Source organism: Streptomyces sp. NPDC102514 (genome assembly GCF_055584525.1).
This window is the reverse complement of record NZ_JBVJLW010000010.1, coordinates 182,180-205,710: the sequence shown is the minus strand read 5'-3', so window position 1 is coordinate 205,710 and position 23,531 is coordinate 182,180. Positions and strand designations below refer to the sequence as shown.

Below are 23,531 nucleotides of genomic sequence, written 5' to 3'. Positions count from 1 at the left end.
CACACCTCGTCGCGCGCCCGGCGCTTCTTCAGGCGCAGTCGGTGTCGACGACCGTGGAACGGGTCGACACGGGGCCCCGCTCGACCGGCAGGGACACATCGCGTGCCCAGGCCGACCAGGAATCCACGTACAGGCCCACCTGCTGGCCGAGCAGGGCCCCGGCGAACACCAGCAGCGCGCTGGACACCCCGCCGCCGCAGTAGGCACCGACCTCATGGCTGCCGATCGCCCGCCGGGACAGGAACCATCTCCGCAGGTCGGTGGGCGGTACGAGCAGCCCCTCGGGGGTGACCAGTTCGGCCGAGTGGGCGTGGACCGCGTGCGGGACATGGCCGGTCCTGGGGTCGTCCAGCGCTCCGTTGTACGCGCTCATGGGGCGCGAGTCGAGCAGCGTGCCGTAGTCCGCGACCTCCAGGACGTCCGCGACGCCGAGCACACGCCGGCCGCCGCTCTCCGATGGGAGGAACGGCGAAGGTGCGGGTGCGTGGGGGGCGTGCGCGGGGGCGGCCGGTCGCCGCTCCCGCGCGGGGCCCGTCAGGCCGCCCGCACGGGTCCAGGCCGGCAGCCCGCCGTCCAGGACGCGCACCGAACGGAAGCCGGCCCAGGTGAGGACGAACCACGCGCGTGCGGCGGACGACAGCTCCTCGACGCGGCGCGTGTAGAGGACGAGGTCGTCGGCGGGCCCGACGCCGTGAGCCAGCAGGGCGGCCCGCACGTCGCCCGGATCTGGCAGTGGGAGGTGGCCGCTCTCGGCCGTCGGACGGCCGGCGAAGTCGGACATGACCGAGGTCGGGATCGCGCCGGGAATGCTTCCCCGGATCGGATCCGGGCCCGGTGCCATCACCCGCCAGGGCGCGACCTCGACGAACACCGAGCGCGCGCCGAGGGCGGACGCCGTCCGCGCGTCCACGAGAGGGGCCGGCCCGGCCGCCGTCATCCCGGGGACCCCGAGGCGTGCGGGACGAACACCACCGGAAGGCTCTCCTTGAGGGCGTTGTAGATACGGCACCGCTTCTTGTACTCGGCGACCAGCTCGTCGGCCGTCACATGGTCGACGCCGTCGATGAAGCACTCCATGATGAGCGTGCCGAGGTAGTCCCCCTCGATCCTGCGCTCGATACGGGCGAAGATCTCGACCCGGCGCTCCGGCTGCCCGCCTTCGACGAAGTCGTGCCGGAACGCGTTGAGCGCACAGGAGACGAGGGAGGCGACGAGCAGGTCGAGCGAGCTCGCCTCCTCGCCAGGACCGCCGCTGCGCACCGATCCGTCCGACGCGAACTCGAATCCGGGTCCGGCGATGGCGTAACGGCCGCGGACGTCGGTGGTCCGCCCGTGCAGGTTGCTGACCACGGTCATTCTGTCGCTCACCGCAGGAAGTCTAGGCACGAGGTGTGTGGCGGACCGTGGAGTCCGGGATCTGGACACCGTGCGTGGTGGCCACCCGGAGCTGGTCGGCCAGCAGCGAGACGACCCGGGTCAGGGAACGGTTGTCCTCCTGCAGGACGGCGATCTGATGTTCCAGTTCGTCGATCCTGCTGAGCAGTTCGCGTTGGCCCGTCCTGCGCTCCTGGCGGCCGGCGGTCGCGGCGCGGGGTTCCCAGCCGTCTCCGTGACCGTCGGCGGAGACGGCGAGGGCGACGGAGCCGGGGACCGGGTCGTAGTCGTAACTGCCGTCGTCGTAGCGGGTGAGCCACTTGCGCAGGGACTGCGGGCCGACCTCGAACTCCTCGGCGACCTCCCGGACGATCGAGCGGTTCTCGGGCTCTTCGAGGCGCCTCTGCCGTACCCGTTCGACCGCCAGACGGCGGACCTCGTCACTGTACTTCTTGTCGAACACCATGCCGGTTTCCCCGTTCAGGAGACTGCAACACTGTCGTCACGATACTTAGCGCGCACCCGTGTAAACATATCGGCTACGAGGCAGCAGTATCCAGCTGTTATCGCGTCGTATCTTCACTCGGCCTTGATGCGAGAAGTTTTATGTATCACTGCCGCACCTTCGCCTGAGGCAAGTGCAACTACGTAGCGCCGACCGGTCATTGACGACAGCCGCAGCCGCTACCGCTCGCCCCTGAGCCGATCGAGAGGAAACCACAAGTCGTGTTCAGTTCACGTCCGCGGCACTGGCTTACCGCAGTGGGCGCCACGCTGGCGCTTCTCGCCACCGCCGCCTGCTCGGGCAGCGGCGGCGAGGGGCAGAGCGGGGCAGCCGCCAACGTGGCCAAGAAGGACCGCTACGGAGGCACGCTCAACATCGGCCTCAGCGCCGACCCCGGCGGGGTCGACGCAGCCGTCGTCAACCAGGTCTGGCGCACGGTGGCCCGCGCCCTCGCCGACTCGCTCGTCTTCTACAACCCCGAGACCAAGAAGGTCGAACCGTGGCTCGCCACGAGCTGGACGGTCAGCAAGGACGCGCGGACCTATACGTTCGAGCTGCGTGACGACGTCACCTTCCACGACGGCACCAAACTCACCGCGAAGGTGGTCAAGGCCAACCTGGAGAGTCTGAACCGGCCCGGCATCCACTCCAGCGCCAAGACCATCGTGCAGGGCGTCAGCAAGATAACCACGCCCTCCGAGCACAAGGTCACGGTCCGGTTCGCGGAGCCGAACGCCGCCTTCCTGACGTCCCTCTCGCGTGCGTACGTCGGCATCGTCTCGCAGAAGACGGCCGAACTCCCCGTCGAGAAGCGGCAGAAGTGGCTCGACGGATCGGGCCCCTTCTACCTGGAGGAGTACACCCCGAACCAGCGCATCGTGCTGAAGAAGCGCAAGGACTACGACTGGGCGCCGAAGTACTTCGACCACCAGGGGGCTGCCTATCTCGACGAGGTCGTCTACAAGATCATCCCCGAGGACTCGGTCCGCAACGGCGCGGTCATCGGTGACGACGAACTCCAGTTCATCTACTGGGTGAACGCCAAGTACGTCACCCAGCTGAAGAGCGCCGGGCTGACGATCTCCAAGACGCTCAACCCCGCGACCGGACTCGAACTGCCGCTGAACACCTCCTCCAAGTTCCTCAAGGACGTACGCGTCCGCCAGGCGCTCCAGATCGGCGTGGACCGAGAGCAGTTCGTCAAGATCGCCTCGGGCGGCGTGGACCAGCCCGCGACCGGCCCGCTCAGCAAGGACAACCCCTACTACTCCGACCAGAGCAAGCTGCTGAAGTACGACGCGAAGAAAGCCACGTCGCTGCTGGAGCAGGCCGGCTGGACCAAGGTCGGCTCCGACGGCATCCGCCGCAACGCCGACGGCGAACGGCTGTCGCTGAAAGCCCCGCGGGACGACGCGAGCCTCCAGGTCCTCCAGGACCAGTGGAAGAAGCTCGGCATCGAACTCGTCCTCGACCCGCCACTGGCCGCCGAGGCCAACGAGGCACTGCTCAGCGGCAAGTACGACGTCGCCTACTGGTACGCCTCCTCGCCCGACCCCGACGTCCTGCGCGCCAACTACGGCACGACGGACGGCTCCGACCGGAGTTTCGTCGCGGACGACGACAAGACGGGCAACGAACTCGACACGCTCCTCCAGGAGCAGAACCAGACCATCGACAAGGACGAGCGCCAGGCACTGGTCGACCGGGCGTCGCGCATCCTCGTCGACCAGGCGTACGAGGTGCCGGTCTCCAACGACGTCGACATCTGGGCCCACTCGCCCCGGCTGCACGACATCACGCCGGTCGGGCTCGACCAGTACCTGATCAACGCGTGGCTGGCGAAGAAGTAGACGATGGCACGATACGGTCTTCGGCTCCTCTACGGCGTCATCGTGGTCTGGGGTGCTTTCACCGGGGCGTTCTTCCTGCTGTACATCGTCCCCGGTGACGCGGCGGGCGGACTCACGGCGGGCGCCGACGGCGCCGACGTGAAACAGCTCCTGGCCGAGCAGCGCGAGCTGCTCGGCCTGGACCGCCCCGTGCTCGTCCAGTACTGGGACGCGCTGACCGGAGCCCTCCAGGGGGACTTCGGCCAGAGCGTCTACCAGCGCCGCCCGGCGGTGGAGGTGTACTTCGAGTCCTTCCCCGAGACGCTCAAGCTGGCGTTCCTCGGACTGCTCCTCGCGGTCGTGCTCGGCGTGACGCTGTCGGTGCTCATCGAGCTGACCGACTGGAAGTGGGCGCGCGAACTGCTCATCTCGCTGCCGCCGGTCGCGGTGTCGCTGCCCCCCTTCCTGGTGGGCCTCGTGCTGCTGCAGGTGTTCGCCTTCCAACTGCACTGGATCAAAGCGGTCAGCGACCAGAGCTTCCTGGGACTTCTCATCGCCTCGGCGGCCCTCGCGGTCGCCGGCGGCGGCAGCATCTCCCAGTTGCTCACCGCCAACCTTCGCGGCGCGCTGACCTCGCCCTACATCGAGACGGCCCGCAACTGGGGGCTCAGCCGCTTCGACATCGTCGTCCGGCACGCCCTGCGTAACGCCGCACTGCCGGTCGTCACCTCGCTGGGCACCACCGTCGGCGTGATGGTCGGCGGGACGGTCCTGACGGAGACGGTGTTCTCCCGGCTCGGGGTGGGACGGCTGGTGGTCGACGCCGTGGACGGCCGCGACATGCCCGTCGTCCTGGTCGCGGTGACGATGAGCGCGGTGATCTTCGTCGTGGTGAACCTCGTCGTCGACGCGGTCTACCCGCTGCTCGACAAGCGGATCTCCTGGGACGGATGACATGACGACACTCGAAGCCAAGGAAGCGACGGTGCCCGCGCCGCCGCCCGGGCGGCGCAAGCGGCTGCCCGGGAACAGCGGCCGTCGGCTCTCCGAACTCCTGCGCTCACCCGGACTCCTCGCCGCGTACCTGTGGATCGTCGTGGTCCTGGTCGCCGCGATCCACCCCGGCCTGTTCGCCTCCGGCGACCCGCTGCGCCAGGACGGCTCGCAGATGCTGCTCGCGCCGGGCGCCGACCATCTCTTCGGCACCGACGACTTCGGCCGCGACCAGTTCACCCGCACGGTGTGGGGCACCCGGCTGTCCCTCCAGGCGGCGGTCGTCGCGGTCGCCATCGGTCTGGTGAGCGGCTCGCTGATCGGTCTCGTCGCGGGCGCGCTGCGCGGCAGGACCGACAGCGTCCTGATGCGGATCGTCGACATCATGCTCGCGGTGCCGAGCCTGATCGTCTCCCTCGCGATCATCTCCGCGCTGGGCCGCGGGACGCTCAACATCGCGGTGGCCATCGGCATCAACAGCACGGCCGGCTTCGCCCGGCTGATGCGGTCCGAGGTACTGAAGGTCGGCAACGCCAAGTACGTGGAGGCCTCGGTCTTCGCCGGGCACGGCTATGTCCGCCGCCTGTTCAAGCACGTCGTGCCCAACGCGTCCAGGTCGGTCCTGGCCGCGGCGACCATGGACATCGGCACGGCGATCCTGACCGTCGCCGCACTGAGCTTCCTGGGACTCGGCGCACCTCCGCCGACACCCGAGTGGGGCCTCCTGGTGGCCGAGGGACGCACGTTCATCGGCGTCCAGTGGTGGCTGAGCCTGCTGCCCGGCCTGGTCGTCGTACTCACCGTTCTCGCGGTCTACCGCATCGGCAGGTCGTTCAACCGAGGGAGGACCCGTGTCGTCGCCTGAGCAGGTGCCGTCGACCGTGGACGAGGACACGCCGTTGCTGCGACTGCGGGACGTGAGCGCCGAGTTCACCGTCCCAGGCCGCGCCGCCGTGCCCGTGCTCGACGGTGTGAGCCTGGACGTCGCGGCCGGCTCGATCCGGGCCGTCGTCGGCGAGTCCGGTTCGGGCAAGTCCACCCTGGGCCGGATCGTCACCGGCACCCTCGCCGAGAACGGCCGGGTCACCTCGGGCGAGGTCGTCCTCGGCGGCCGTACCCTCACCGGACTGTCCGAACGGCAGTACCGGGCCGTGCGCGGCAAGGAGATCGGCTACATACCCCAGGACGCGCTCCTGGGCCTCAACCCCCTGCTGCCCGTCGGCGTCCAGGCCGGGGAACCGCTGCGCGCCCACGGCCTGGGCTCCCGCACGGAGCGCCGCGCACGGGTCCTCGACCTGTTCGCGAAGGTCGGACTGCGCGACCCCGCCCGTCTGTACGGCCGCTATCCGCACGAGCTGTCCGGCGGAATGTGCCAGCGGGTGCTGATCGCCGCCGCGATGAGCACCCGGCCCCGGCTCCTCATAGCCGACGAGCCCACGACCGCCCTCGACGTCACGGTGCAGCGGACCATCCTCGACCTCCTGTCGGCCCTGGTGGAGACCGACGGTCTGGGAATCCTGCTCATCACCCACGACCTGGGGGTCGCCGCGGAGCGGGCCGACGACATCGCCGTCGTCAAGGACGGACGGATCGTGCGCAGCGGGCGGACCGGCGAGGTCGTCGCCGATCCTGCGGACGCGTACACGGAGGACCTGCTGCGCTCCTCCTCGCTCGGGTTCTCGGGCCGGCAGGCCGCGACCGCCCGGCTGGAGTACGCCCGTACCGTGCCCGCGGACTCCCCGGTGGTCGTCGAGGCCGAGGGCGTCGGCAAGACCTTCACCTCCCGCCGCGGCGCGGAGCCGGTCACCGCGGTGGCCGACGCCTCGTTCCGGGTGCGCAAGGGAACCACACTGGGCATCGTCGGCGAATCGGGATCGGGCAAGACGAGCCTCGTACGCGTCCTCGCCGGGCTGACCCCGCCGGACACCGGGTCGGTCGCCATCGACGGCGAACCGGTCGTCCACCACCGCAGGGGCGCCGGACAGGCAGGCCTCTACCGCAAGGTGCAGATGGTCTACCAGGACCCCTTCGCCTCCCTCAACCCGCGCTCCACGGTCCGCGCGATCCTCGACGAACCGCTGCGGGGCCACACGTACGGGACGGCGCAGGAGCGTGCGCGCAGGATCACCGAACTGCTGGAGGTCACCGGCCTGCCCGCCGAGCTGGCCGACCGGTACACCGCCGAACTCTCCGGCGGCCAGCGGCAGCGGGTGGCCATCGCCCGCGCACTGGCACCACGGCCCGACGTCGTCGTCCTGGACGAACCGGTCTCCGCCCTCGACGTGACCGTGCAGCGCCAGATCCTCGGCCTGCTCGACTCGCTCCAGCGCGAACTGGGCCTGACCTACGTCTTCATCTCGCACGACCTGGGCGTCATCGCCGAGGTCTCCGACGAGATCGTCGTCCTGCAGCACGGTCACATCGTCGAACGCGGCCCGGCCCTGGGCGTCCTCACCGAGCCGCGGACCGACTACGTCAAGGAACTGCTGGCGTCGATCCCCGGTGCCGCCGCGCCCGGCCCGGCCGCCCTCGCGGGATCCGGCCCGGCCGTCCTCGTGGGACCCGGCGGATCCGCAACGGAAAGGAACACCTGATGCCCGAGCGGCACCTTCACCTGGGCTACATGCACTGGCTCAACGGCACGCACTGGGGCGGCTGGCGCCACCAGGACGCGCCCACGGCACAGGCCTTCGAGCTGGAGTACGCGACCAGGGCGCTGCGGATCGTCGAGGACGCGAAGTTCGACTTCTTCTTCCTCGGGGACACCCTCCCGGGCGACATCGTGGGCGAGCAGTGGGTCACCACCCACAACACCGGACGCCTGGAACCCTTCACCCTGGCCTCCCAACTCGCCCTGCACTCCTCGAAGATCGGGCTCGTCGTGACGGCGCACCCGACGTTCTACGAGCCGTACATCCTGGCGAGACTGACGGCGTCCCTCGACCACCTCAGCGGCGGACGGCTGGCCTGGAACGTCGTCCTGGGCGCCTCCGACCTGGCCGCCCGCAACTTCAGCCTCCCCGACCTGGGCGGCGCCCACCGCTACGAGCGCGCCGACGAGTTCATCCACGTCGTCCAGCGGCTGTGGGACAGCATCGAGAACGGCGCCTACCTCCAGGACAAGAAGACCGGGCGCTATCTCGACGAGACCAAGGTCCACCGGCTCGACTGGCAGGGCAGGCACTTCCAGGTCGCCGGCACCCTGCCGCTGGAGCGCCCGCCGCAGGGCCACGTACCGCTGCTGTACGCCGGTGCCTCCGAGCTCTCCCGTGAGCTGACCGCGAAGTGGGCCGACGTCAACTTCACCGGTCCCGCGACACCGGAGGACTCGATCGCGTTCAACACCGACGTACGCCGCCGCGCCGAACGCCTGCGCGGACGGGTGGACCCGATCTTCTTCCTGCCGGGCATCACCCCGCTCGTCGCCGACACCCGGGCCCAGGCGGTCGAGCTGTACGAGGAGCTGAACGGCCTGCTGCCGTTCGACGACGACCTCGTGGAGGGCGACCAGGACGAGTCGTACTGGTCGGGGCCGGACTGGGCCCGCATCAAGGCCTCCCGGTTCCCGCTGCCCAAGGGCGTCCGCAGTGTCCGCTCGCTGTCGGAACGTGTCGGTGCCGACCTGCGCCCGCTGGGCGTCGACGGCACCGTGAAGCCGGACACCGCCGACCGGTTCAACGACTACGGCCGCACCCTGCTGACGGCGCTGGCCCAGCGCACCGGCCGCACCGTGGACAACGGCGGTGTACGCGTCAGGGACGTCCTGGGTGCCTCGATCGCCGGGAACTTCCCCCTGGTCATCGGCACGGCCGAGCACGTCGCCGACACCCTGATCGACTGGTTCGACCGCGGCGCCGCCGAAGGGTTCAACGTCAGCGTGCCCCACCTGTGGGAGCCGCTGGAGCGCTTCGCGAACGAGGTGGTCCCCATCCTCCAGGAACGCGGCGTCTACCGCACCGAGTACACGACGGACACCTTCCGCGGCCACTTCGGCCTGGACACACCCCCCAACAGTTTCGCCGCCACCGACCCGGAGGAACGATCCGCATGAGCACCCGACGCAAGCTCCGGCTGGGCCTGGCCGCCTACGGCACCGGCTGGGACCTGGACGCCTGGCGGCTGCCGGAGGCCACCAACGCAGGACTGCGTGACCCCAGCGTCATCCTCGACATCGCCCGGACCGCCGAGCGCGGCAAGCTGGACTACGTCTTCGCCGGCAGCGCGCTGGGCAGCGAGCCCGACCGCCTCAACCGCGTCTTCCGCTGGGACAACTTCGTGTACGCCGGACACGCCGCGGCGATCACGAAGAACCTCGGGTTCGTCATGTCGGTCAACTCCTCCTTCGAGCATCCCTACGGCGTCGCCCGGCAGTTGGCGACGCTGGACAACTTCAACCAGGGCCGCACCGCGCTGAACGTCGTCTTCGGCATCGACCGCGACGGCGACCCGGTCGGCAACTACGGCAAGAACCCCGTGCCGACCGAGGCGACGAAGTACGCCCGCGCCCGGGAGTTCACCGAGGTCGTCAACCGGCTGCTGTACGACAGCTGGGACGACGACCTCCTGCTCGACGACAAGCGCGCCGGCACGCTGGTGAAGCCGGGCTCCTGGCATCAACTCGACCATCACGGAGAGCACTTCGACGTCCGCGGACCGCTGAACGTACCGCCGCCGGTGCAGTCCCACATCCCCATCGTCCAGGTGGGCCTCTCCGAGGAGTCCCTGCGGTACGGCGCCGACTTCGGGCAGGTGCGTTTCTCGCTGTACTTCGGCATCAGCCGCGGCAAGGAGGAGTACCGCAGGCTCAAGGAACGCGTCGCGGCCAACGGACGCGACCCCGAGAAATTCAAGATCATTCCGGGGATCACCTTCTACCTCGGCGGCACCGCCAGGGAAGCGCGCGCGAAGTTCAACGAGATCAAAGCCCTGCAGCTGACGGAGGCCCTGCCGGCCGCCTTCTCCCAGGCCCTCGGCATCGACCTGTCGAGGGTCCGTGACAGCGAGCGTGTCCTCGACGTCGTCGACATCGACACACTCGCCGACGACGCGCTCAAGCCGCTGCTCGGCGACCGCGCGGGCGACACCAAGGACGACCGGGAACTGCTGCGGCAGATCCTCTCCACGCAGATCGGCGAGGACGCCACCCTGCGCGAGCTGTACCACTACGTCCAGCGCGCCCGGCACGCCCAGCAGCCGGCCGTCGTCGGCGACGCGAAGGCCATCGCCGACTGGCTGGAGGAGAACCTGGAGGAGGAGGTCCTCGACGGCGTCCAGCTGTTCCCTCCGTACCACCGCGGACCGGCCGACCTCTTCGTCGACCTCGTCGTCCCGGAGCTCCAGCGCCGCGGCATCTTCCGGACCGAGTACGAGGCCTCGACGCTCCAGGGCCTGCTGGACACCGACGACACCTACTGACGACGCCTGCCGACGGCACCCACTGACGGCACCCATTCAGGAGAGAGGCCAACCGTGCCCCCCGCTCTGCACCTTCCCGACGGACACCGCCGGCTCGGCTCGTCGGGTCTCATCCTGTCCGAGATCGGCATCGGCGCCAGCACCTTCGGCCGGTCGGGCATGCGCGCGACCGGCCAGGAGGCGGTCACCGCGATCGTCGACCGCGCGATAGACCTCGGCATCACCTACTTCGACCTCGCCGAGGGCTACGGCGACCGGCCCGGCCAGAGCGAGGAACTGTTCGCCGCCGCACTCGGCGACCGCCGCGAACAGGTCGTCATCGGCACCAAGTTCGGCCTGAACCTCAAGCACGAGCGCGGTGCCGCCTACAGCCGTCCCGGCTCCCGCAAATACATCGTCGCCGCGGTCGAGGAGTCGCTGCGCCGACTGCGTACCGACTACATCGACCTGTACCAGATCCACTTCCCGGACCCCCTCACACCGATCGACGAGACCCTGTCGGCGCTCGACACCCTGGTGAGATCGGGAAAGGTACGGTACGTCGGCGCGTCGAATTTCAAGGCCTGGCAGATCGTCGACGCGGAACACACCGCCCGCGCGCACGGCCTCACCCGGTTCGTCTCCACGACCGACGAATACAGTCTTCTCTGGCGGAAACCGGAGGAGGAACTGATTCCGGCGCTGGACCACCATGGTCTCGGATTCATTCCGTATTTCCCTCTGCAGAACGGACTGCTCACCGGAAAGTATTCGGCGGAGCGGGCACCGGAGAATGCGAAGATAACCAATCTGAAACGCTATTTGCTGCGTTCGGCGCCGTGGGCCGCCCTGGCGAAGTTCGAGCAGTTCGCGCGCGACCGGGACATCACTCCGAGCGCGGCGGCGCTGGGCTGGCTGCTGGTCCAGCCGACGGTCACCAGCGTGATCGCGGGGGTGACCGTGCCCGGGCAGCTCGACGAGAACGTGCGGGCCTCCCGATGGGTCCCCACGGCCGACGAGGAGGCCGAGCTGCGCGGTCTGTTCACCGGCGACCTCTCGGGCGGCCCCGGTGTGGTCGACCGGGGGTGAGCCGCGGGGCGCTCCGGGGGCTCCGGGGCACTGAGGGCCGCGACGCCCGGTTGCCGGAGTGCCTGGCTACCGGAATGCCGGAATGTCTGTGGGGTCGGGCTCGGGGGGCGGGGCCGGGGGCTCGGTGGCCCCCGGCCCTGCCGCCGTCACCGCGCTGCGGGCGGCCGGGCTCCGGGGGCGGGCCCGGTCGCGGTCGGCCGGGCGGGATCCGTGATCCAGGCGGACCACGAGCCCGGGTACAGAGCCGCCTCGACCCCCAGGGAAGCGAGCGCCAGCACCGTCGTCGTCGCCGACACCCCACCGCCGCAGTACGCGCCGACCGCGCGTCCGTCCAGGTGGCCGGCGTACAGGGCCCGCAACTCCGCGGTGTCGCGCAGCCGGCCCCCGGAGAAGTTCTCCGAGCCGGGGATGCTGTACGCGCCCGGAATGTGGCCGGTCCCCGTCCGCCCCGGATCTCCGGCGTACGCCTCCGGGGCGCGCGCGTCGACGAGGTGCCCCGCGGCGGCGAGCCGTCCGGCGTCCTCCGCGCTCAGGACGGCGAGCGAACCGGGCCGCACGACGGCCGTGCCGGCGGCCCGCGGCGGAACGTCGGTGTCGAGCGGTCCGCCGAACGCCTGCCAGGCGGCGAGGCCACCGTCCAGGCAGAGCGTGTCCGCCACACCGGCCCAGCGGAGGATCCACCAGGCCCGGGCGGCCACGGCGGGATTCTGCCGGGTGTGGACGACGACCGTGCCGCCGTCGTCCACACCCCAGTCGCGCAGCCGCTCCTGCAGGTCGCCCACCGCGGGGAGCGGCCCGTGACCGGAACTCCCGGTGGGCGATCCGACCAGATCCGCTTCGAACTCCACATAGTGCGCACCGGGGATGTGCCCCGCAGCATAGGAACGCCGAGGATCGACACCTTCCCCGCCCTTTCTTCCCACTTCAAGGACGACGGCCGACGTGCCGCTCGACGCATTGCCGGACAGCACGAAACTGAGCTCACTCGCCGAAATGGTGACGTTCCTGACGGAGGCCGGGCACATTACTTCTCCTCTTCGCTCGCTTTTTCCATGAAGATACATCGCGAGAGGCTTTGCTCTATATATTTTTTATTACACCCTGACGAAATTGCCCACCAGTGCACCGCGACCATGAAGGAAAAGCCCGAATGTCAGCCTCCACCGCTTCCACCTCCGGCAGCCCGCACCGGCCGGCGGCCGACCGATACGACCACCTCGCCTACCGCCGCGCCGGGACCTCGGGCCTGGACCTGCCCGCCTTCTCGTTCGGGCTGTGGCAGAAGTTCGGCACCGACCACCCCTACGGGACGCAGCGCGACATCGTGCTGCACGCCTTCGACCTGGGGATCACCCACTTCGACAACGCCAACCGCTACGGCCCGCCGCACCGCGCCGCCGAGAAGTTCTTCGGTCGGGTGCTGCGCCGGGATCTCGCCTCCCACCGGGACGAACTGATCCTGTCGACCAAGGCCGGCAACCCGATCGGCCCCGGCCCCTACCAGCGGGGCGGCTCCCGCAAGTCGCTGCTGACCTCGCTCGACCAGAGCCTGCGCGACCTCGGCACCGACCACGTCGACATCTTCTACAGCCACAGCCCCGACCCCTCCACCCCGCTGGAGGAGACGGTCGGAGCGCTGGTGAGCGCGGTCACCTCGGGGAAGGCGCTGTACGCGGGCATCTCCAACTACCCCGCCGAACGGGCCCACGAGACCGCCGTACTGCTGCGCCGGGCCGGAGTGCCGCTGCTCGTCCATCAGCCGCGCTACTCCCTCTTCGACCGGCGCCCCGAACATGACGGGCTGATCGAACTCGCCGCCCAGCAAGGCTTCGGTCTCGTCGTCTACAGTCCCCTGGCCCAGGGGCTGCTCACCGACAAGTACCTCACCGGCGCGGTCCCCGCGAGCGCCCGGGCCCACAACAGCTCCTTCCTGTCACCGGACGTCATCGACGACACCTACCGGAAACGGGCGACGGCGCTCAACGAACTGGCCCGCGAACGCGGCCAGTCCCTGGCCCAGCTCGCCCTGCAGTGGGTCCTGCGGCTCCCACAGGTCACCAGCGCACTGATCGGGGCGAGTTCGACCTGGCAACTCGACCACAACGTACGGGCGCTGGACTTCCCGCCGCTCAGCGAGGAGGAACTCGCGCTGCTGGACCGACACGGCGTCCACGGAACCGCCGTACACGCCTGAACGGCCACACCGCTTGGTCTAGGCCATTCGCTGCTACCGTCGCCCCCAGGAACCCGACAGGAACCTGAGAAGGGCGTGGTCATGACGTGGCACCGAGAGGGGACGCAGTGACGGACGGCGGCGGCGGACGGCAGCGACGGGCGTACATCGGCTCCTTCACGGCGGCGGGAGGCCTGGGCGTGCTCACCGCCGCCGTGGACGGGGACACCGGCGCGCTGACGCTGCTGAGTGCCGTGAACAGCGTCGCCGACCCCTCGTACCTGGCCCTGTCGCCCGGCGGGGACATGCTCTACGCGGTGAGCGAGACGACCCAGGGCGCGGTCGCCGCCTACCGGGTGAAGGGCGACGAGCCGTCCCTGGCCGGGCCCCTGGTGCGGGTCGGCGGCAGCGGGCCCACGCATCTGAGCCTCTTCGACGGTCATGTGCTGACCGCCAACTACGGCTCCGGCAGCGTCAGCGCCCTGCCCGTGCGCCACGACGGGAGCCTCGGAGCGGTCTCCGGGGTGCTGCAGCACGAGGGCGCGGGGCCGCACACCCAGCGCCAGCAGGGCCCGCACGCCCACCACGTCCAGCCCGATCCGAGCCGCCGGTGGGCGGTGAGCGTCGACCTCGGTACCGACTCGGTCCGGGTGTGCGCGCTGCGCGACGGCACGCTCGCGCTGCACCGGGAGATCGCCCTGCGGCCCGGTTCCGGGCCCCGCCACCTGGCGTTCCACCCGGACGGCGAGCGCGCGTACGTCCTCAACGAACTGTCGCCGACCGTCACCGCCTGCCGCTGGGACGCCGTCAGGGGCGCGCTCAGGCCGGTGGGGGAGACCTCCGTGCTGGCCGACCTCCCGGACGGCGACGCCTACCCGTCCGGCATCGTCGTGTCACCCGACGGCCGCTTCGTGTGGACCGCCACGCGCGGCCAGGACGTCGTCTCCGTGCTCGTGCCCGGCACGCCCGACGAGGGCCTGAAACTGGTCGCCACGGTCTCCTGCGGCGGCATCTGGCCGCGCGCCCTGACCCTGGACCCGACGGGCCGCTTCCTGTACGTGGCCAACGAGCGCTCGGGGCATGTCGCGTGGTTCTCGGTGGACCCCGACACGGGCATCCCGCAGCGCGGCGGGTCGGTCAAGGCGCCCGCGGCGTCCTGCGTGGTGCTCGACTGAGCGCTCCGCCGAAAGGGCTGCCGAAGGACTGCCGAGGGGCCGCTGAAGGGTCCCTGAAGGGCTCCCCAGGAGGCTCGGGAACCCCGAAGGGCCCGGCTCCGGAGACGGAGCGGGCCCTTCGGGGTTGGTGCCCTGTGCGGTACCGTCCGGTCGGCGCGTCAGCGGACCGGCGCGCCCTGCGGCTGTGGCGGCGCGATACCGAGCGCCGACGTGTACCTGGCCAGCGCCAGCTTGCCGATCGCCGGGTACGGGCCCAGCGCCTCGGCGGCGGAACAGCCCGCCTCCTTGGCCGCCTCGTCGAGCAGACCCGGCTCCAGCTCGGGGCCGATCAGATACGGGGCGAGCGCCAGCTGTTGGGAACCGGAGTTGCGCAGCTGCTCGGCGGTGGCCGCGATCGAGCCCTCCTCGTCCAGCGCCGCCGCCATCACGGGCACGGCGAGTCTCGCGGCGAGCAGCATGCCGGTGATCCCGGCCGCCTGCACGGCCTCGTCACCGCCGACGGACGCGAGGATGATGCCGTCCGCGGCGGTCGCCACGGTGAACAGCCTGGCCCGGTCGGCGCGCGCCAGGCCCGCCTCGGACAGGCGCACGTGCAGTGCCTCGGCGAGCAGCGGGTGCGGGCCGAGCACATCCGTCAGGTCGGCCGCGACGCGGCTGTCCATGACGGCCTGGCGGACGCGGCGCAGCAGCGCGTTGTCCGGGCCGGCGAGCAGCGGCACGACCACGGCGACGGGCCCGTCGGGCTCCACCACGTCCACACCGGCCGCGCGGGCCTGCTCGAAGCGCTGAGCACGCTCCTCGGAGGCGTGCGCGAGCACCGTCTGGAGAGTGGGGAACTCGGTGTCGTCCCCGTCGAGGTACCCGATCCTGGCGTCGAGGCCGGGCAGCTCGGAGCGCGCGATGCTCACGACCTCCTCGACGAGGCTGCGGGTGGCGGTGCTGGGCGTGCCCGGCACCGCGAGGACGAGCGCGGGCGCGCCCTCGGGAGCCGCCAACGGTTCCGGCCGGCGGTGCCGACCGGGCTGGCGGGGTCGCGGCATTCGTACTGGCAGGCCGGACGCGGGCCCAGTGGGGGAGCTCATGGCGCCGAATGTTACTGGTTTCCTGGGCTCCCCTGTTCGGGGAGGGTGCAGGTGAGCGGTATCCGTCCGGTTTTGTCTGATGAGTTACGCGCGGAGCGATCTCCCTGGTTATCTGTGGATCACGGAGAGCGATCTTGTGAACGGTTGCCCGGGGCTCCCGCGGCATCCGAGAGGTCCCGTACGACGAGCAGCATGCTGTCGTCGCGCGGCAGCGTGAGCCGGTCGTCGGCGAGCTCGACGGCGATGCCGACGGCCCCGTCGAGGGGGTCACCCGCGGCCGGCACCTCCCGCACGTGCGGCAGCCGCTCCGCCAGCGCGGCCCGCAGGGGTACGAGCAGGGGGTCGCCCATCCGGAACAGCCCGCCGGTGAGCGCGAGGCGCACCTCGCCAGCCCCCGCGGCCCCGCCGGGCGGCACGTCCGCCTCCGTGGGGCACACCGCGGCGGCCGAGTCGGCGATGTGCCGGGCCGCCGCGGCCAGGATGCCGAGCGCGGCCGGGTCGCCGCCGTCGGCACAGGCGGCCACCTCGGGCGCGAAGGCCGCCAGCACGGCCGGCCGGTCCGGGCGCGGATAGAGCCGCCCCGGCACCGCCGGGGCGGAACCGAACACCGCCTCCACGCGGGCCAGGAGCGGCGCCGAACCGCCGGGGCGCCCGTCGTAGGCGCGCAGGGCCGCGTCGAGGCCTGCCTGGCCGATCCAGGCCCCGCTGCCGCTGTCACCGAGCAGATGGCCCCAGCCGTCCGCCCTGCGCCACTCACGCAGGTCCGTGCCGATCGCGATCATCCCCGTACCGGCCGCGACGACGGCGCCCACCCGCTGGCCCAGCGCGCCCGTGTAGGCCGCGACGGCGTCGGCGACCAGCGCCAGCCGCCGTACGCCGAGTTCGCGGGCCAGCGCCGACGGCAGCTCGGCGCGCAGCGAGTCACCCAAAGTGGTGAGACCGGCCGCGCCGACGGTGACGGCCCGGAGCGTGCCGACCCCGGCATCGGCCATCAACTGCCGTGCCATCGGCAGCAGTTGCCCGAGCAGATGTCCGGCGTCGATGCCGCGCGGCCCGGTGCGCACCGGCTCCCCGGACGTCAGGGGGGCCGTGATCCGCCCCCCGTCGACGGCCAGGACGACCCGCATCCCCGACCCACCGGAGTCCACCCCCAGCACACCGGACCCACCGCCCGCCCCGTCACCCGCCCCGCCGCCGGGACCGGTCACGGCAGCCGCCAGTCCACCGGTGCGCCGCCCTGGCGGGTCAGCAGGTCGTTGGCCCGGCTGAAGGGCCGCGAGCCGAAGAAGCCGCGGTCCGCCGACATCGGCGACGGATGCGCGGACTCCACCGAAGGGAGGTCGCCGAGCAGGGGGCGGGCATTGCGGGCGTCGCGGCCCCACAGGATCGACACCAGCGGTCTTCCCCGTGCGGCCAGTGCCCGGATCGCCTGTTCGGTGACCTCTTCCCAGCCCTTGCCGCGGTGTGCGGCCGGTTTGCGCGGGGCCGTGGTGAGCGCCCTGTTGAGCAACAGCACACCCTGCTGGGTCCAGGGGGTCAGATCGCCGTTCGACGGCGGGGGCAGGCCCAGGTCGGTGCTCAGCTCCCGGTAGATGTTGATGAGGCTGCCGGGCAGCGGCCGCACCTCGGGTGCGACCGAGAACGACAGCCCCACGGCGTGTCCCGGAGTCGGATAGGGGTCCTGGCCGACGATCAGGACCCGGACGTCGTCGAAGGGCTGTTGGAAGGCGCGGAGCACGTTCGAACCAGCGGGTAGGTAGGTGCGTCCCGCGGCGATCTCCGCGCGCAGGAAGTCCCCCATCTCCGTGATCCGTCCGGCCACCGGTTCGAGGGCTTTGGCCCAGCCGGGTTCGACAATCTCATGCAACGGTCGTGGTGCCACGGCGTCACCCTACTGCCGTACACGGGCCGTCGATCAACCCGAGGCCGCCGCATGCCCCGCGGTGACATGTGCGGTGCCACCGAAGGGTGTTGACGCCGGGCCGGGGGTCACGGCCCGGGCGACCGCCACCGGCCGGCCGTGCCGCCGACACCGGCCCCGCGGCCGGCACCGGCCGTGTGCGGGGGCTCAACCGATCACCGCGGCCCGTACGCAGAGCACGTCCGGCAGGTGGGACGCCAGTTGCTGCCAGGTGTCGCCGTCGTCGGCCGAGGCGAACACCTCTCCGTTGCGGTTGCCGAAGTACACGCCCGCCGGGTCCGCGCCGTCCGTGCACAGGGCGTCCCGCAGCACCGTGCCGTAGTGGTCCTCCTGCGGCAGCCCCGCCGTCAGCGGCTCCCAGGTCCTGCCCGCGTCCGCCGTGCGGAAGACACGGCATCGGCGGTCCGCCGGGACCCGGTCGGAGTCGGCGTTGATGGGGAACACGTACGCGGTCTCGCCGCGGTGGGGATGCGCCGCCGCGGCGAAGCCGAACGTGGACGGCAGCCCCTCGCCGATGTCCGTCCAGTGCGCCCCTGCGTCGTCGCTGCGGTACACACCCCAGTGGTTCTGCAGATAGAGCCGATCGGCCGTGGCCGCGTCCTGTGTGACCTTGTGGACGCACTGGCCGAACTCCGGGTCCGGATCGGGCAGGAACACCGCGGAGACCCCGGAGTTGGACGGCGTCCAGCTCTCCCCGCCGTCCTTCGTACGGAAGACACCGGCCGTGGACACGGCGACCGTCACCGCCCGCGGATCACGGGCGTCGGTCAGGATCGTGTGCAGGCCCTCACCGCCGCCGCCCGGCACCCACCGTGAACGGGTGGGGTGCTCCCAGAGCGGGCGGACGAGCTCGAAGGACTCGCCGCGGTCCGTCGAGCGATACAGCGCGGCGGGCTCCGTGCCCGCGTACACCACGTCCGGCTCGGCCGCCGCCGGGTGCAGCTGCCAGACCCGCTCCAGCGAGGCACCCGTGTCCTGCGGGAACTTGACGGCTGCCTCGGCCGGTTCGGTCCAGGTGCGCCCCAGGTCGTCGGAGTGGAACACCGACGGGCCCCAGTGCGCGCTGTCGCCTCCCACGAGAAGTCTCGGCACGTCACGACGGGTGTCGATCGCTACCGAGTAGACCGCCTGGGCGTTGAAGTACGGGCTGTCGTCGAACTCCCACGCGCCGCCCCGCCGCCGCCCGACGAACAGTCCTTTGCGCGTGCCAACCGTGAGCAGAACCTCGGTCATGCCGATCCACCTCCGGACGTCGTTGTCTCAGATGTCGGCCAGTCTGCACCCCACCACTGACAGTCACCCCCGGACGGCATATCGGTGCAGGTCAGGGCGATTCCCAGGAGAGATCACCGGTGACTTCGCGACGGGCCGGGGATGTGGGGCAGGTCTCGTGAGCAACCGGGCCGCCGCTCGCGTATGGGAGGGGGTCCTGTGTGCGCGTGTGGAGAGGGGCCCCCATGGCGGCTTTGCGTGGTCCGAGGGCGTTGCTGTGGCGATGGTGGCCCAATCCGCTGCGGCGGCGCAGCGACAGGATCGAGGCCTGGACCATGCTCGCCGTCGGGCTGCTGGCGGTGCTCGTCGGAACGCTCGGGGGCCTGTGGGCGACGCGGTCGGTCGAGCTGAATCTCGCGCGGGAGCGTGCCGAGTGGCGTCCCGTGACCGCGGTGCTCACCGAGCGCGCGCCGGGTAGGGCCTCCGGTTCCGAACAGGTGTGGGCCGAGGTCCGCTGGCCCGCCGCGGACGGCCCCGCCCACCGGGGGCAGACCCGGGTCGAGCCGGGCAGCGCGGCGGGGACCCCGGTCACCGTGTGGACCGATCTCCAGGGGCGCATGGTCACCCGGCCCGCCACGGAGGCCCAGGCGAGCCTGCGGGCGGGTCTGATCGGCGTCCTGGTGGGCACCACCGCGGCGCTCGTGCCCCTCGCGGGCGGACGGCTGGTCGCGGAGCGCCTGCAGCGGCAGCGGCTCGACCAGTGGGACACGGAGTGGGAGCGGGTCGGCCCCCAGTGGAGGTGGAAAACCGGCTGAGTCCGCGCCGGCTGTCACAGATCCGGACCCTGCCCGGTCAGCATGGTGAAGCACGTCCGATTCCGACGGACGAAACCGGAAGGGTCTCACCATGAAGTTCGTAGTGATCGGCGGTACCGGGCTCATCGGGTCGAAGCTCGTGGACAGGCTCCGTACGGACGGCCACGACGTCCTCCCGGCCTCCCCGAACACCGGCGTCAACAGCATCAGCGGAGAGGGCCTCGACGAGGCGCTGAAGGGCGCGGAGGTCGTCGTCGACGTGTCGAACTCGCCCTCCTTCGAGGACAGCGCGGTGCTGGAGTTCTTCCGCACGTCCACGGGCAACCTCGTGACGGCCGAGGCCGCGGCGGGCGTGGGACACCATGTCGCTCTGTCGGTCGTGGGCAGCGACGCGCTGCCCGCCTCGGGCTACCTGCGCGCCAAGGTCGCCCAGGAGGAGCTGATCAAGGAGTCCGGGATCCCGTACTCCATCGTGCGGGCCACGCAGTTCTTCGAGTTCGTGAAGGGCATCGCGGCCGGGTCCACCGAGGGCGACACGGTCCGGCTGCCCTCCTCGCTGCTCCAGCCCCTCGCGTCCGACGACGTGGTCGCGGCGGTCGCCCGGGTCGCCGTGGCGGCTCCGCTGAACGGCACCACCGAGGTGGCGGGCCCGGAGGAGCTGCACCTCGACGCGTTCGTCCGTACGGGTCTGGCGGCCGAGAAGGACCCGCGCGAGGTCGTCACCGACGAGTCCGTCGGCTACTTCGGCGCGAACCCCCAGGGACGCGAGCTGCTGCCCGGCCCCGGGGCCCATCTCGCCGAGACCCGCTTCGCGGACTGGCTCGACAGCCGGCGGTAGTCCCCGACCGGCCGCGGACCCGGGGTCGCGGATTCCGAAGGACCCCGGGTGGCGGGCCCGTCAGACCGAACGGTGGTACTGGTCCGGAACGTGCACGGAGTCCCCGAGTTCGCGGGCCGCGAGCCGGGCCCAGGAGGGGTTGCGCAGCAGTTCCCGGCCGAGCAGCACGGCGTCCGCCTCGCCGTTCGCGAGGATCTTCTCGGCCTGCTCCACCTCGGTGATGAGACCGACGGCGGCGACGGCCATGGAGGTCTCGTCCTTGATGCGGGCGGCGAAGGGGACCTGGTAGCCGGGCCCGACGGGGATGCGGACACCGGCCGCGTTGCCGCCCGTGGACACGTCGACCAGGTCGACACCGTGGGCGGTCAGGTCGGCGGCGAGACGGACCGTGTCGTCGGCCGTCCAGCCGTTCTCCTCCAGCCAGTCGGTGGCCGAGATGCGGAAGAACAGCGGCTTGTCGTCGGGCCACACCTCGCGCACGGCGTCGACGACCTCCAGGGCGAAGCGCACCCGGTTCTCGTACGAGCCGCCGTACGCGTCCGTGCGCCGGTTGGAGTGCGGGGAGAGGAACTCGCCGATCAGGTAGCCGTGCGCGCCGTGGACCTCGGCGATCTCGAAACCGGCGTCCAGCGCCCGCCGTGCGGCGTCGGCGAACTGGCCGACGACCTCGCGGATCCCGTCCACCGTCAGCTCGGTCGGCACGGGGTGGTTCTCGTCGAAGGCGAGCGGGCTCGGTGCGACCGCCTGCCAGCCGTGCGCATCGGGTCCGACCGGCGCGCCGCCCGTCCAGGGGCGGTCCGTGGAGGCCTTGCGGCCGGCGTGCGCGAGCTGGATCGCCGGGACCGTGCCCTGCGACACCAGGAAGCGCGTGATCCGCCGGAACGCCTCGACCTGGGTGTCGTTCCAGATGCCCAGGTCGTACGGCGAGATCCGGCCCTCGGCGCTGACCGCGGTGGCCTCGACGATGATCAGGCCCGTCCCGCCGGCGGCACGCGCCCCGTAGTGCTGGAGGTGCCAGTCGTTCGGCGCGCCCACCTCGGGGCCCTCCGGCGCGGCCGAGTACTGGCACATCGGCGGCATCCAGACCCGGTTCGGGACGGTCAGCTCGCGCAGGGTGTAGGGCTCGAAGAGCGCGCTCACGGCGGACTCCAATCATGGCGGGGCGGGGTGGTCAACTCGTACGATAAGCATCGTACTACGGTGGATGTCAAACTATGAGAGTTCTCGTACAATGGGGAACTCCGGGGAGACCTCCGGACCCGACGTACTGGAGCCGCCGTGACGATCGCCGCCCCGACCGGCAGCAGCCGCGATCTGCCGCACCCGCAGCGGGCGGAGATCCGGCTGGAGGCCGTGCTGCACGCGCTGTCCGACCCGCTGCGGCTGCAGGTCGTGCGGGAGCTCGCCGCCGACGGCGACGAGCTCTCCTGTTCGCACTTCGACCTGCCCGTCACCAAGTCCACGACCACGCACCACTTCCGGGTGCTGCGCGAGGCCGGGGTGATCCGGCAGATCTACCGGGGCACCGCCAAGATGAACGGGCTGCGCCGGGACGACCTAGACGGTCTCTTCCCGGGACTTCTCGACAGCGTCCTCGCCGCGGCGGCCCGTCAGGCCGTCCGGCTCGGGGGCCGCTGAACCGCCCTGCGCGGGAATCCCGGGTGCCTCCGAACCACCCGCCCCTGTACCACGCGCCTCCGAACCGTCCACCGCTGAACCGTCCACCGCTGAACCGCCCTTCGGGCCGAGGTGGTTGAAGAGGAAGTTCAGTGCGATCGCCGTGAGGCAGCCCGCGCTGATCCCGCTGTTCATCACCGTCTGGAACCAGTCGGGGAACTTCTCGTACACCGTCGGTACGCCGACCGGCAGCATGCCCACGGCCACCGAGACGGCCACGACCGTCAGGTTGTCGTTGCCCTTGAAGTCCACCTGGGCCAGGGTTCGCAGGCCGCTCGCGGCGACCGTGCCGAACATGACCAGACCGGCGCCGCCGAGCACCGGAGCCGGTATCGCCGCGACCACCGCGCCCAGCTTGGGCAGCAGTCCGAGCAGGACGAGGATGCCGCCCGCGGCGGCCACGACCCAGCGGCTGCGGACCCGTGTCATGCCGACGAGGCCGACGTTCTGCGCGTACGCCGTGTACGGGAAGGTGTTGAACACACCGCCCAGGACCGTGGACAGGCCGTCCGCGCGCAGCCCGTCGGCCAGTGTCCGGGGCTCGATCCTGCGGTCCGTCATCTCGCCCACCGCGATGAAGTCACCGGTCGTCTCGGTCATCGTCACCAGCGCCACGACCAGCATCGACGCGATCGCCGACGCCTCGAAGGCGGGGGCGCCGAAGTGGAACGGCGTGCTGATGCCGAGCCAGTGCGCGTCCCCGACCCCGCCGAAGTCCGTGAAACCGAACGGGACCGCGACCGCGAGACCCACGACGATGCCGATCAGTACCGCGATCCGGCTCAGGAACGTCGGCGCGAACCGCTGTACGCCGAGCACCACCGCGAGCACGAAGGCGGCCAGCGCCAGGTTCTCCGGCTCGCCGAAGTCCGCCGAACCCGCCCCGCCCGCCGCCCAGTTGCCGGCCACCGGCAGCAGCGAGAGCCCGATGATCAGGATCACCGTGCCCGTGACGAGCGGCGGGAAGAACCGCAGCAGCTTCCCGAAGACCGGCGCCAGCAGCATGATCGCGAGACCTGCGACGATCACCGAGCCGTAGATCGCGGGCAGTCCGCCGCCGCCCGTCCCGATCAGCACCATCGGCGACACGGCCGCGAAGGTGCACCCCTGCATGATCGGCAGCCGCACCCCGAACCGCCAGAAGCCGACGCACTGGATGAGCGTCGCGATGCCGCACACCAGCAGGTCCGCGGTGATCAGGTACGCCAGGTCCGCGGGCGACAGCTTCATCGCGCTGCCGACGATCAGGGGGACGGCCACGGCGCCCGCGTACATCGCGAGGACGTGCTGGAGGCCGAACGCGGCGAGTTTGTGGACGGGCGGGATCTCGTCCACCGGGTGCACGGGGTGCAGCTGCCGTGCGGGCTCCGGAACGGGGGATGTCATGGGCATGACTCCTGGAGTGGCGGGGAGGGGGGCTGTCCGTGACCGTACGGGGGTTGAACAGAATGTTG

General features: G+C 71.2%; 22 protein-coding genes. 12 read left to right on the top strand and 10 right to left on the bottom strand.

The window, feature by feature from the left end; translation table 11 throughout:
* Window positions 1-28: 28 nt before the first annotated feature.
* From ACZ60E_RS25750 to ACZ60E_RS25740, 3 genes are read right to left on the bottom strand one after another with little or no spacing between them, the layout of a single operon-like run.
* Window positions 29-937, bottom strand: coding sequence for a sulfurtransferase (locus tag ACZ60E_RS25750; RefSeq protein ID WP_469443397.1), 909 nt, complete (start codon window positions 935-937; stop codon window positions 29-31).
* The gene (locus ACZ60E_RS25745; protein WP_469443396.1) at window positions 934-1,368 is read right to left on the bottom strand and encodes an OsmC family protein; all 435 of its coding nucleotides are present in this window, start codon (window positions 1,366-1,368) and stop codon (window positions 934-936) included. Before ACZ60E_RS25745 ends, ACZ60E_RS25750 begins: the two co-directional genes overlap by 4 nt.
* A 10-nt stretch (window positions 1,369-1,378) precedes the next feature.
* The gene (locus ACZ60E_RS25740; protein WP_469443394.1) at window positions 1,379-1,840 is read right to left on the bottom strand and encodes a transposase; all 462 of its coding nucleotides are present in this window, start codon (window positions 1,838-1,840) and stop codon (window positions 1,379-1,381) included.
* Between the two features lie 260 nt (window positions 1,841-2,100).
* Here ACZ60E_RS25740 and ACZ60E_RS25735 point away from each other — a divergent pair, with 260 nt between their 5' ends.
* Genes ACZ60E_RS25735 through ACZ60E_RS25705 form a run of 7 tightly spaced genes read left to right on the top strand, consistent with a single transcriptional unit; the run spans window position 2,101 to window position 11,184 of the window.
* Window positions 2,101-3,729 carry an ABC transporter substrate-binding protein gene (locus tag ACZ60E_RS25735; RefSeq protein WP_469443392.1) on the top strand — a complete coding sequence of 543 codons (1,629 nt, stop codon included), beginning with the start codon at window positions 2,101-2,103 and terminating at the stop codon, window positions 3,727-3,729.
* Window positions 3,730-3,732: 3 nt separating this feature from the next.
* Entirely contained in the window at window positions 3,733-4,662 is a 930-nt protein-coding gene (locus ACZ60E_RS25730; RefSeq protein WP_384799299.1) for an ABC transporter permease, read from the top strand.
* 1 nt (window position 4,663) lies between these two features.
* Entirely contained in the window at window positions 4,664-5,566 is a 903-nt protein-coding gene (locus tag ACZ60E_RS25725; protein ID WP_469443388.1) for an ABC transporter permease, read from the top strand.
* Entirely contained in the window at window positions 5,553-7,295 is a 1,743-nt protein-coding gene (locus tag ACZ60E_RS25720) for a dipeptide ABC transporter ATP-binding protein (protein WP_469443385.1), read from the top strand. The genes ACZ60E_RS25725 and ACZ60E_RS25720 overlap by 14 nt, the downstream gene beginning before the upstream one ends.
* The gene (locus tag ACZ60E_RS25715) at window positions 7,295-8,752 is read left to right on the top strand and encodes an NtaA/DmoA family FMN-dependent monooxygenase (RefSeq protein WP_469443383.1); all 1,458 of its coding nucleotides are present in this window, start codon (window positions 7,295-7,297) and stop codon (window positions 8,750-8,752) included. The genes ACZ60E_RS25720 and ACZ60E_RS25715 overlap by 1 nt, the downstream gene beginning before the upstream one ends.
* Window positions 8,749-10,116 (top strand): NtaA/DmoA family FMN-dependent monooxygenase, encoded by a 1,368-nt coding sequence (locus ACZ60E_RS25710; protein ID WP_469443381.1) that lies wholly within the window; start codon window positions 8,749-8,751, stop codon window positions 10,114-10,116. The genes ACZ60E_RS25715 and ACZ60E_RS25710 overlap by 4 nt, the downstream gene beginning before the upstream one ends.
* 54 nt (window positions 10,117-10,170) lie before the next feature.
* Window positions 10,171-11,184, top strand: a complete 1,014-nt coding sequence (locus ACZ60E_RS25705; RefSeq protein WP_469443379.1) for an aldo/keto reductase — start codon at window positions 10,171-10,173, stop codon at window positions 11,182-11,184.
* Between the two features lie 146 nt (window positions 11,185-11,330).
* Here ACZ60E_RS25705 and ACZ60E_RS25700 read toward each other — a convergent pair whose 3' ends face one another.
* Window positions 11,331-12,209, bottom strand: coding sequence for a sulfurtransferase (locus ACZ60E_RS25700; RefSeq protein WP_469443377.1), 879 nt, complete (start codon window positions 12,207-12,209; stop codon window positions 11,331-11,333).
* 125 nt (window positions 12,210-12,334) lie between these two features.
* On the opposite strand from ACZ60E_RS25700, the gene ACZ60E_RS25695 reads away from it, so the two are divergent.
* Window positions 12,335-13,378, top strand: a complete 1,044-nt coding sequence (locus tag ACZ60E_RS25695) for an aldo/keto reductase (RefSeq protein WP_469443375.1) — start codon at window positions 12,335-12,337, stop codon at window positions 13,376-13,378.
* Between the two features lie 107 nt (window positions 13,379-13,485).
* Window positions 13,486-14,532 (top strand): lactonase family protein, encoded by a 1,047-nt coding sequence (locus ACZ60E_RS25690; protein ID WP_384799275.1) that lies wholly within the window; start codon window positions 13,486-13,488, stop codon window positions 14,530-14,532.
* Between the two features lie 158 nt (window positions 14,533-14,690).
* Here the strand turns inward: ACZ60E_RS25690 and ACZ60E_RS25685 are convergent, their stop codons facing one another.
* From ACZ60E_RS25685 to ACZ60E_RS25670, 4 genes are all read right to left on the bottom strand, one after another.
* Window positions 14,691-15,614 carry a sirohydrochlorin chelatase gene (locus ACZ60E_RS25685; protein WP_385837600.1) on the bottom strand — a complete coding sequence of 308 codons (924 nt, stop codon included), beginning with the start codon at window positions 15,612-15,614 and terminating at the stop codon, window positions 14,691-14,693.
* Window positions 15,615-15,733: 119 nt separating this feature from the next.
* Window positions 15,734-16,741, bottom strand: a complete 1,008-nt coding sequence (locus ACZ60E_RS25680) for an N-acetylglucosamine kinase (RefSeq protein WP_469443550.1) — start codon at window positions 16,739-16,741, stop codon at window positions 15,734-15,736.
* A 77-nt stretch (window positions 16,742-16,818) separates the two neighbouring features.
* On the bottom strand, window positions 16,819-17,496 hold the full coding sequence (locus ACZ60E_RS25675; protein WP_384799269.1) for a uracil-DNA glycosylase: 678 nt from the start codon (window positions 17,494-17,496) through the stop codon (window positions 16,819-16,821).
* A gap of 186 nt (window positions 17,497-17,682) precedes the next feature.
* A complete protein-coding gene (locus tag ACZ60E_RS25670; protein WP_469443371.1) occupies window positions 17,683-18,768 on the bottom strand; it encodes a WD40/YVTN/BNR-like repeat-containing protein in 1,086 nt (361 codons plus the stop codon).
* A 224-nt stretch (window positions 18,769-18,992) separates the two neighbouring features.
* On the opposite strand from ACZ60E_RS25670, the gene ACZ60E_RS25665 reads away from it, so the two are divergent.
* Entirely contained in the window at window positions 18,993-19,562 is a 570-nt protein-coding gene (locus ACZ60E_RS25665) for an Rv1733c family protein (protein ID WP_469443369.1), read from the top strand.
* 91 nt (window positions 19,563-19,653) lie between these two features.
* Entirely contained in the window at window positions 19,654-20,400 is a 747-nt protein-coding gene (locus tag ACZ60E_RS25660) for an SDR family oxidoreductase (RefSeq protein WP_469443367.1), read from the top strand.
* A gap of 60 nt (window positions 20,401-20,460) precedes the next feature.
* Here the strand turns inward: ACZ60E_RS25660 and ACZ60E_RS25655 are convergent, their stop codons facing one another.
* Window positions 20,461-21,540 carry an NADH:flavin oxidoreductase/NADH oxidase gene (locus ACZ60E_RS25655; RefSeq protein WP_469443365.1) on the bottom strand — a complete coding sequence of 360 codons (1,080 nt, stop codon included), beginning with the start codon at window positions 21,538-21,540 and terminating at the stop codon, window positions 20,461-20,463.
* 138 nt (window positions 21,541-21,678) lie between these two features.
* On the opposite strand from ACZ60E_RS25655, the gene ACZ60E_RS25650 reads away from it, so the two are divergent.
* The gene (locus tag ACZ60E_RS25650; protein ID WP_384799254.1) at window positions 21,679-22,038 is read left to right on the top strand and encodes an ArsR/SmtB family transcription factor; all 360 of its coding nucleotides are present in this window, start codon (window positions 21,679-21,681) and stop codon (window positions 22,036-22,038) included.
* On the opposite strand, the gene ACZ60E_RS25645 is transcribed toward ACZ60E_RS25650, so the two are convergent.
* Window positions 21,958-23,463: a nucleobase:cation symporter-2 family protein gene (locus ACZ60E_RS25645; RefSeq protein WP_469443363.1), complete on the bottom strand. Its 1,506-nt coding sequence runs from the start codon at window positions 23,461-23,463 to the stop codon at window positions 21,958-21,960. The genes ACZ60E_RS25650 and ACZ60E_RS25645 overlap by 81 nt on opposite strands.
* Between the last annotated feature and the right edge of the window lie 68 nt (window positions 23,464-23,531).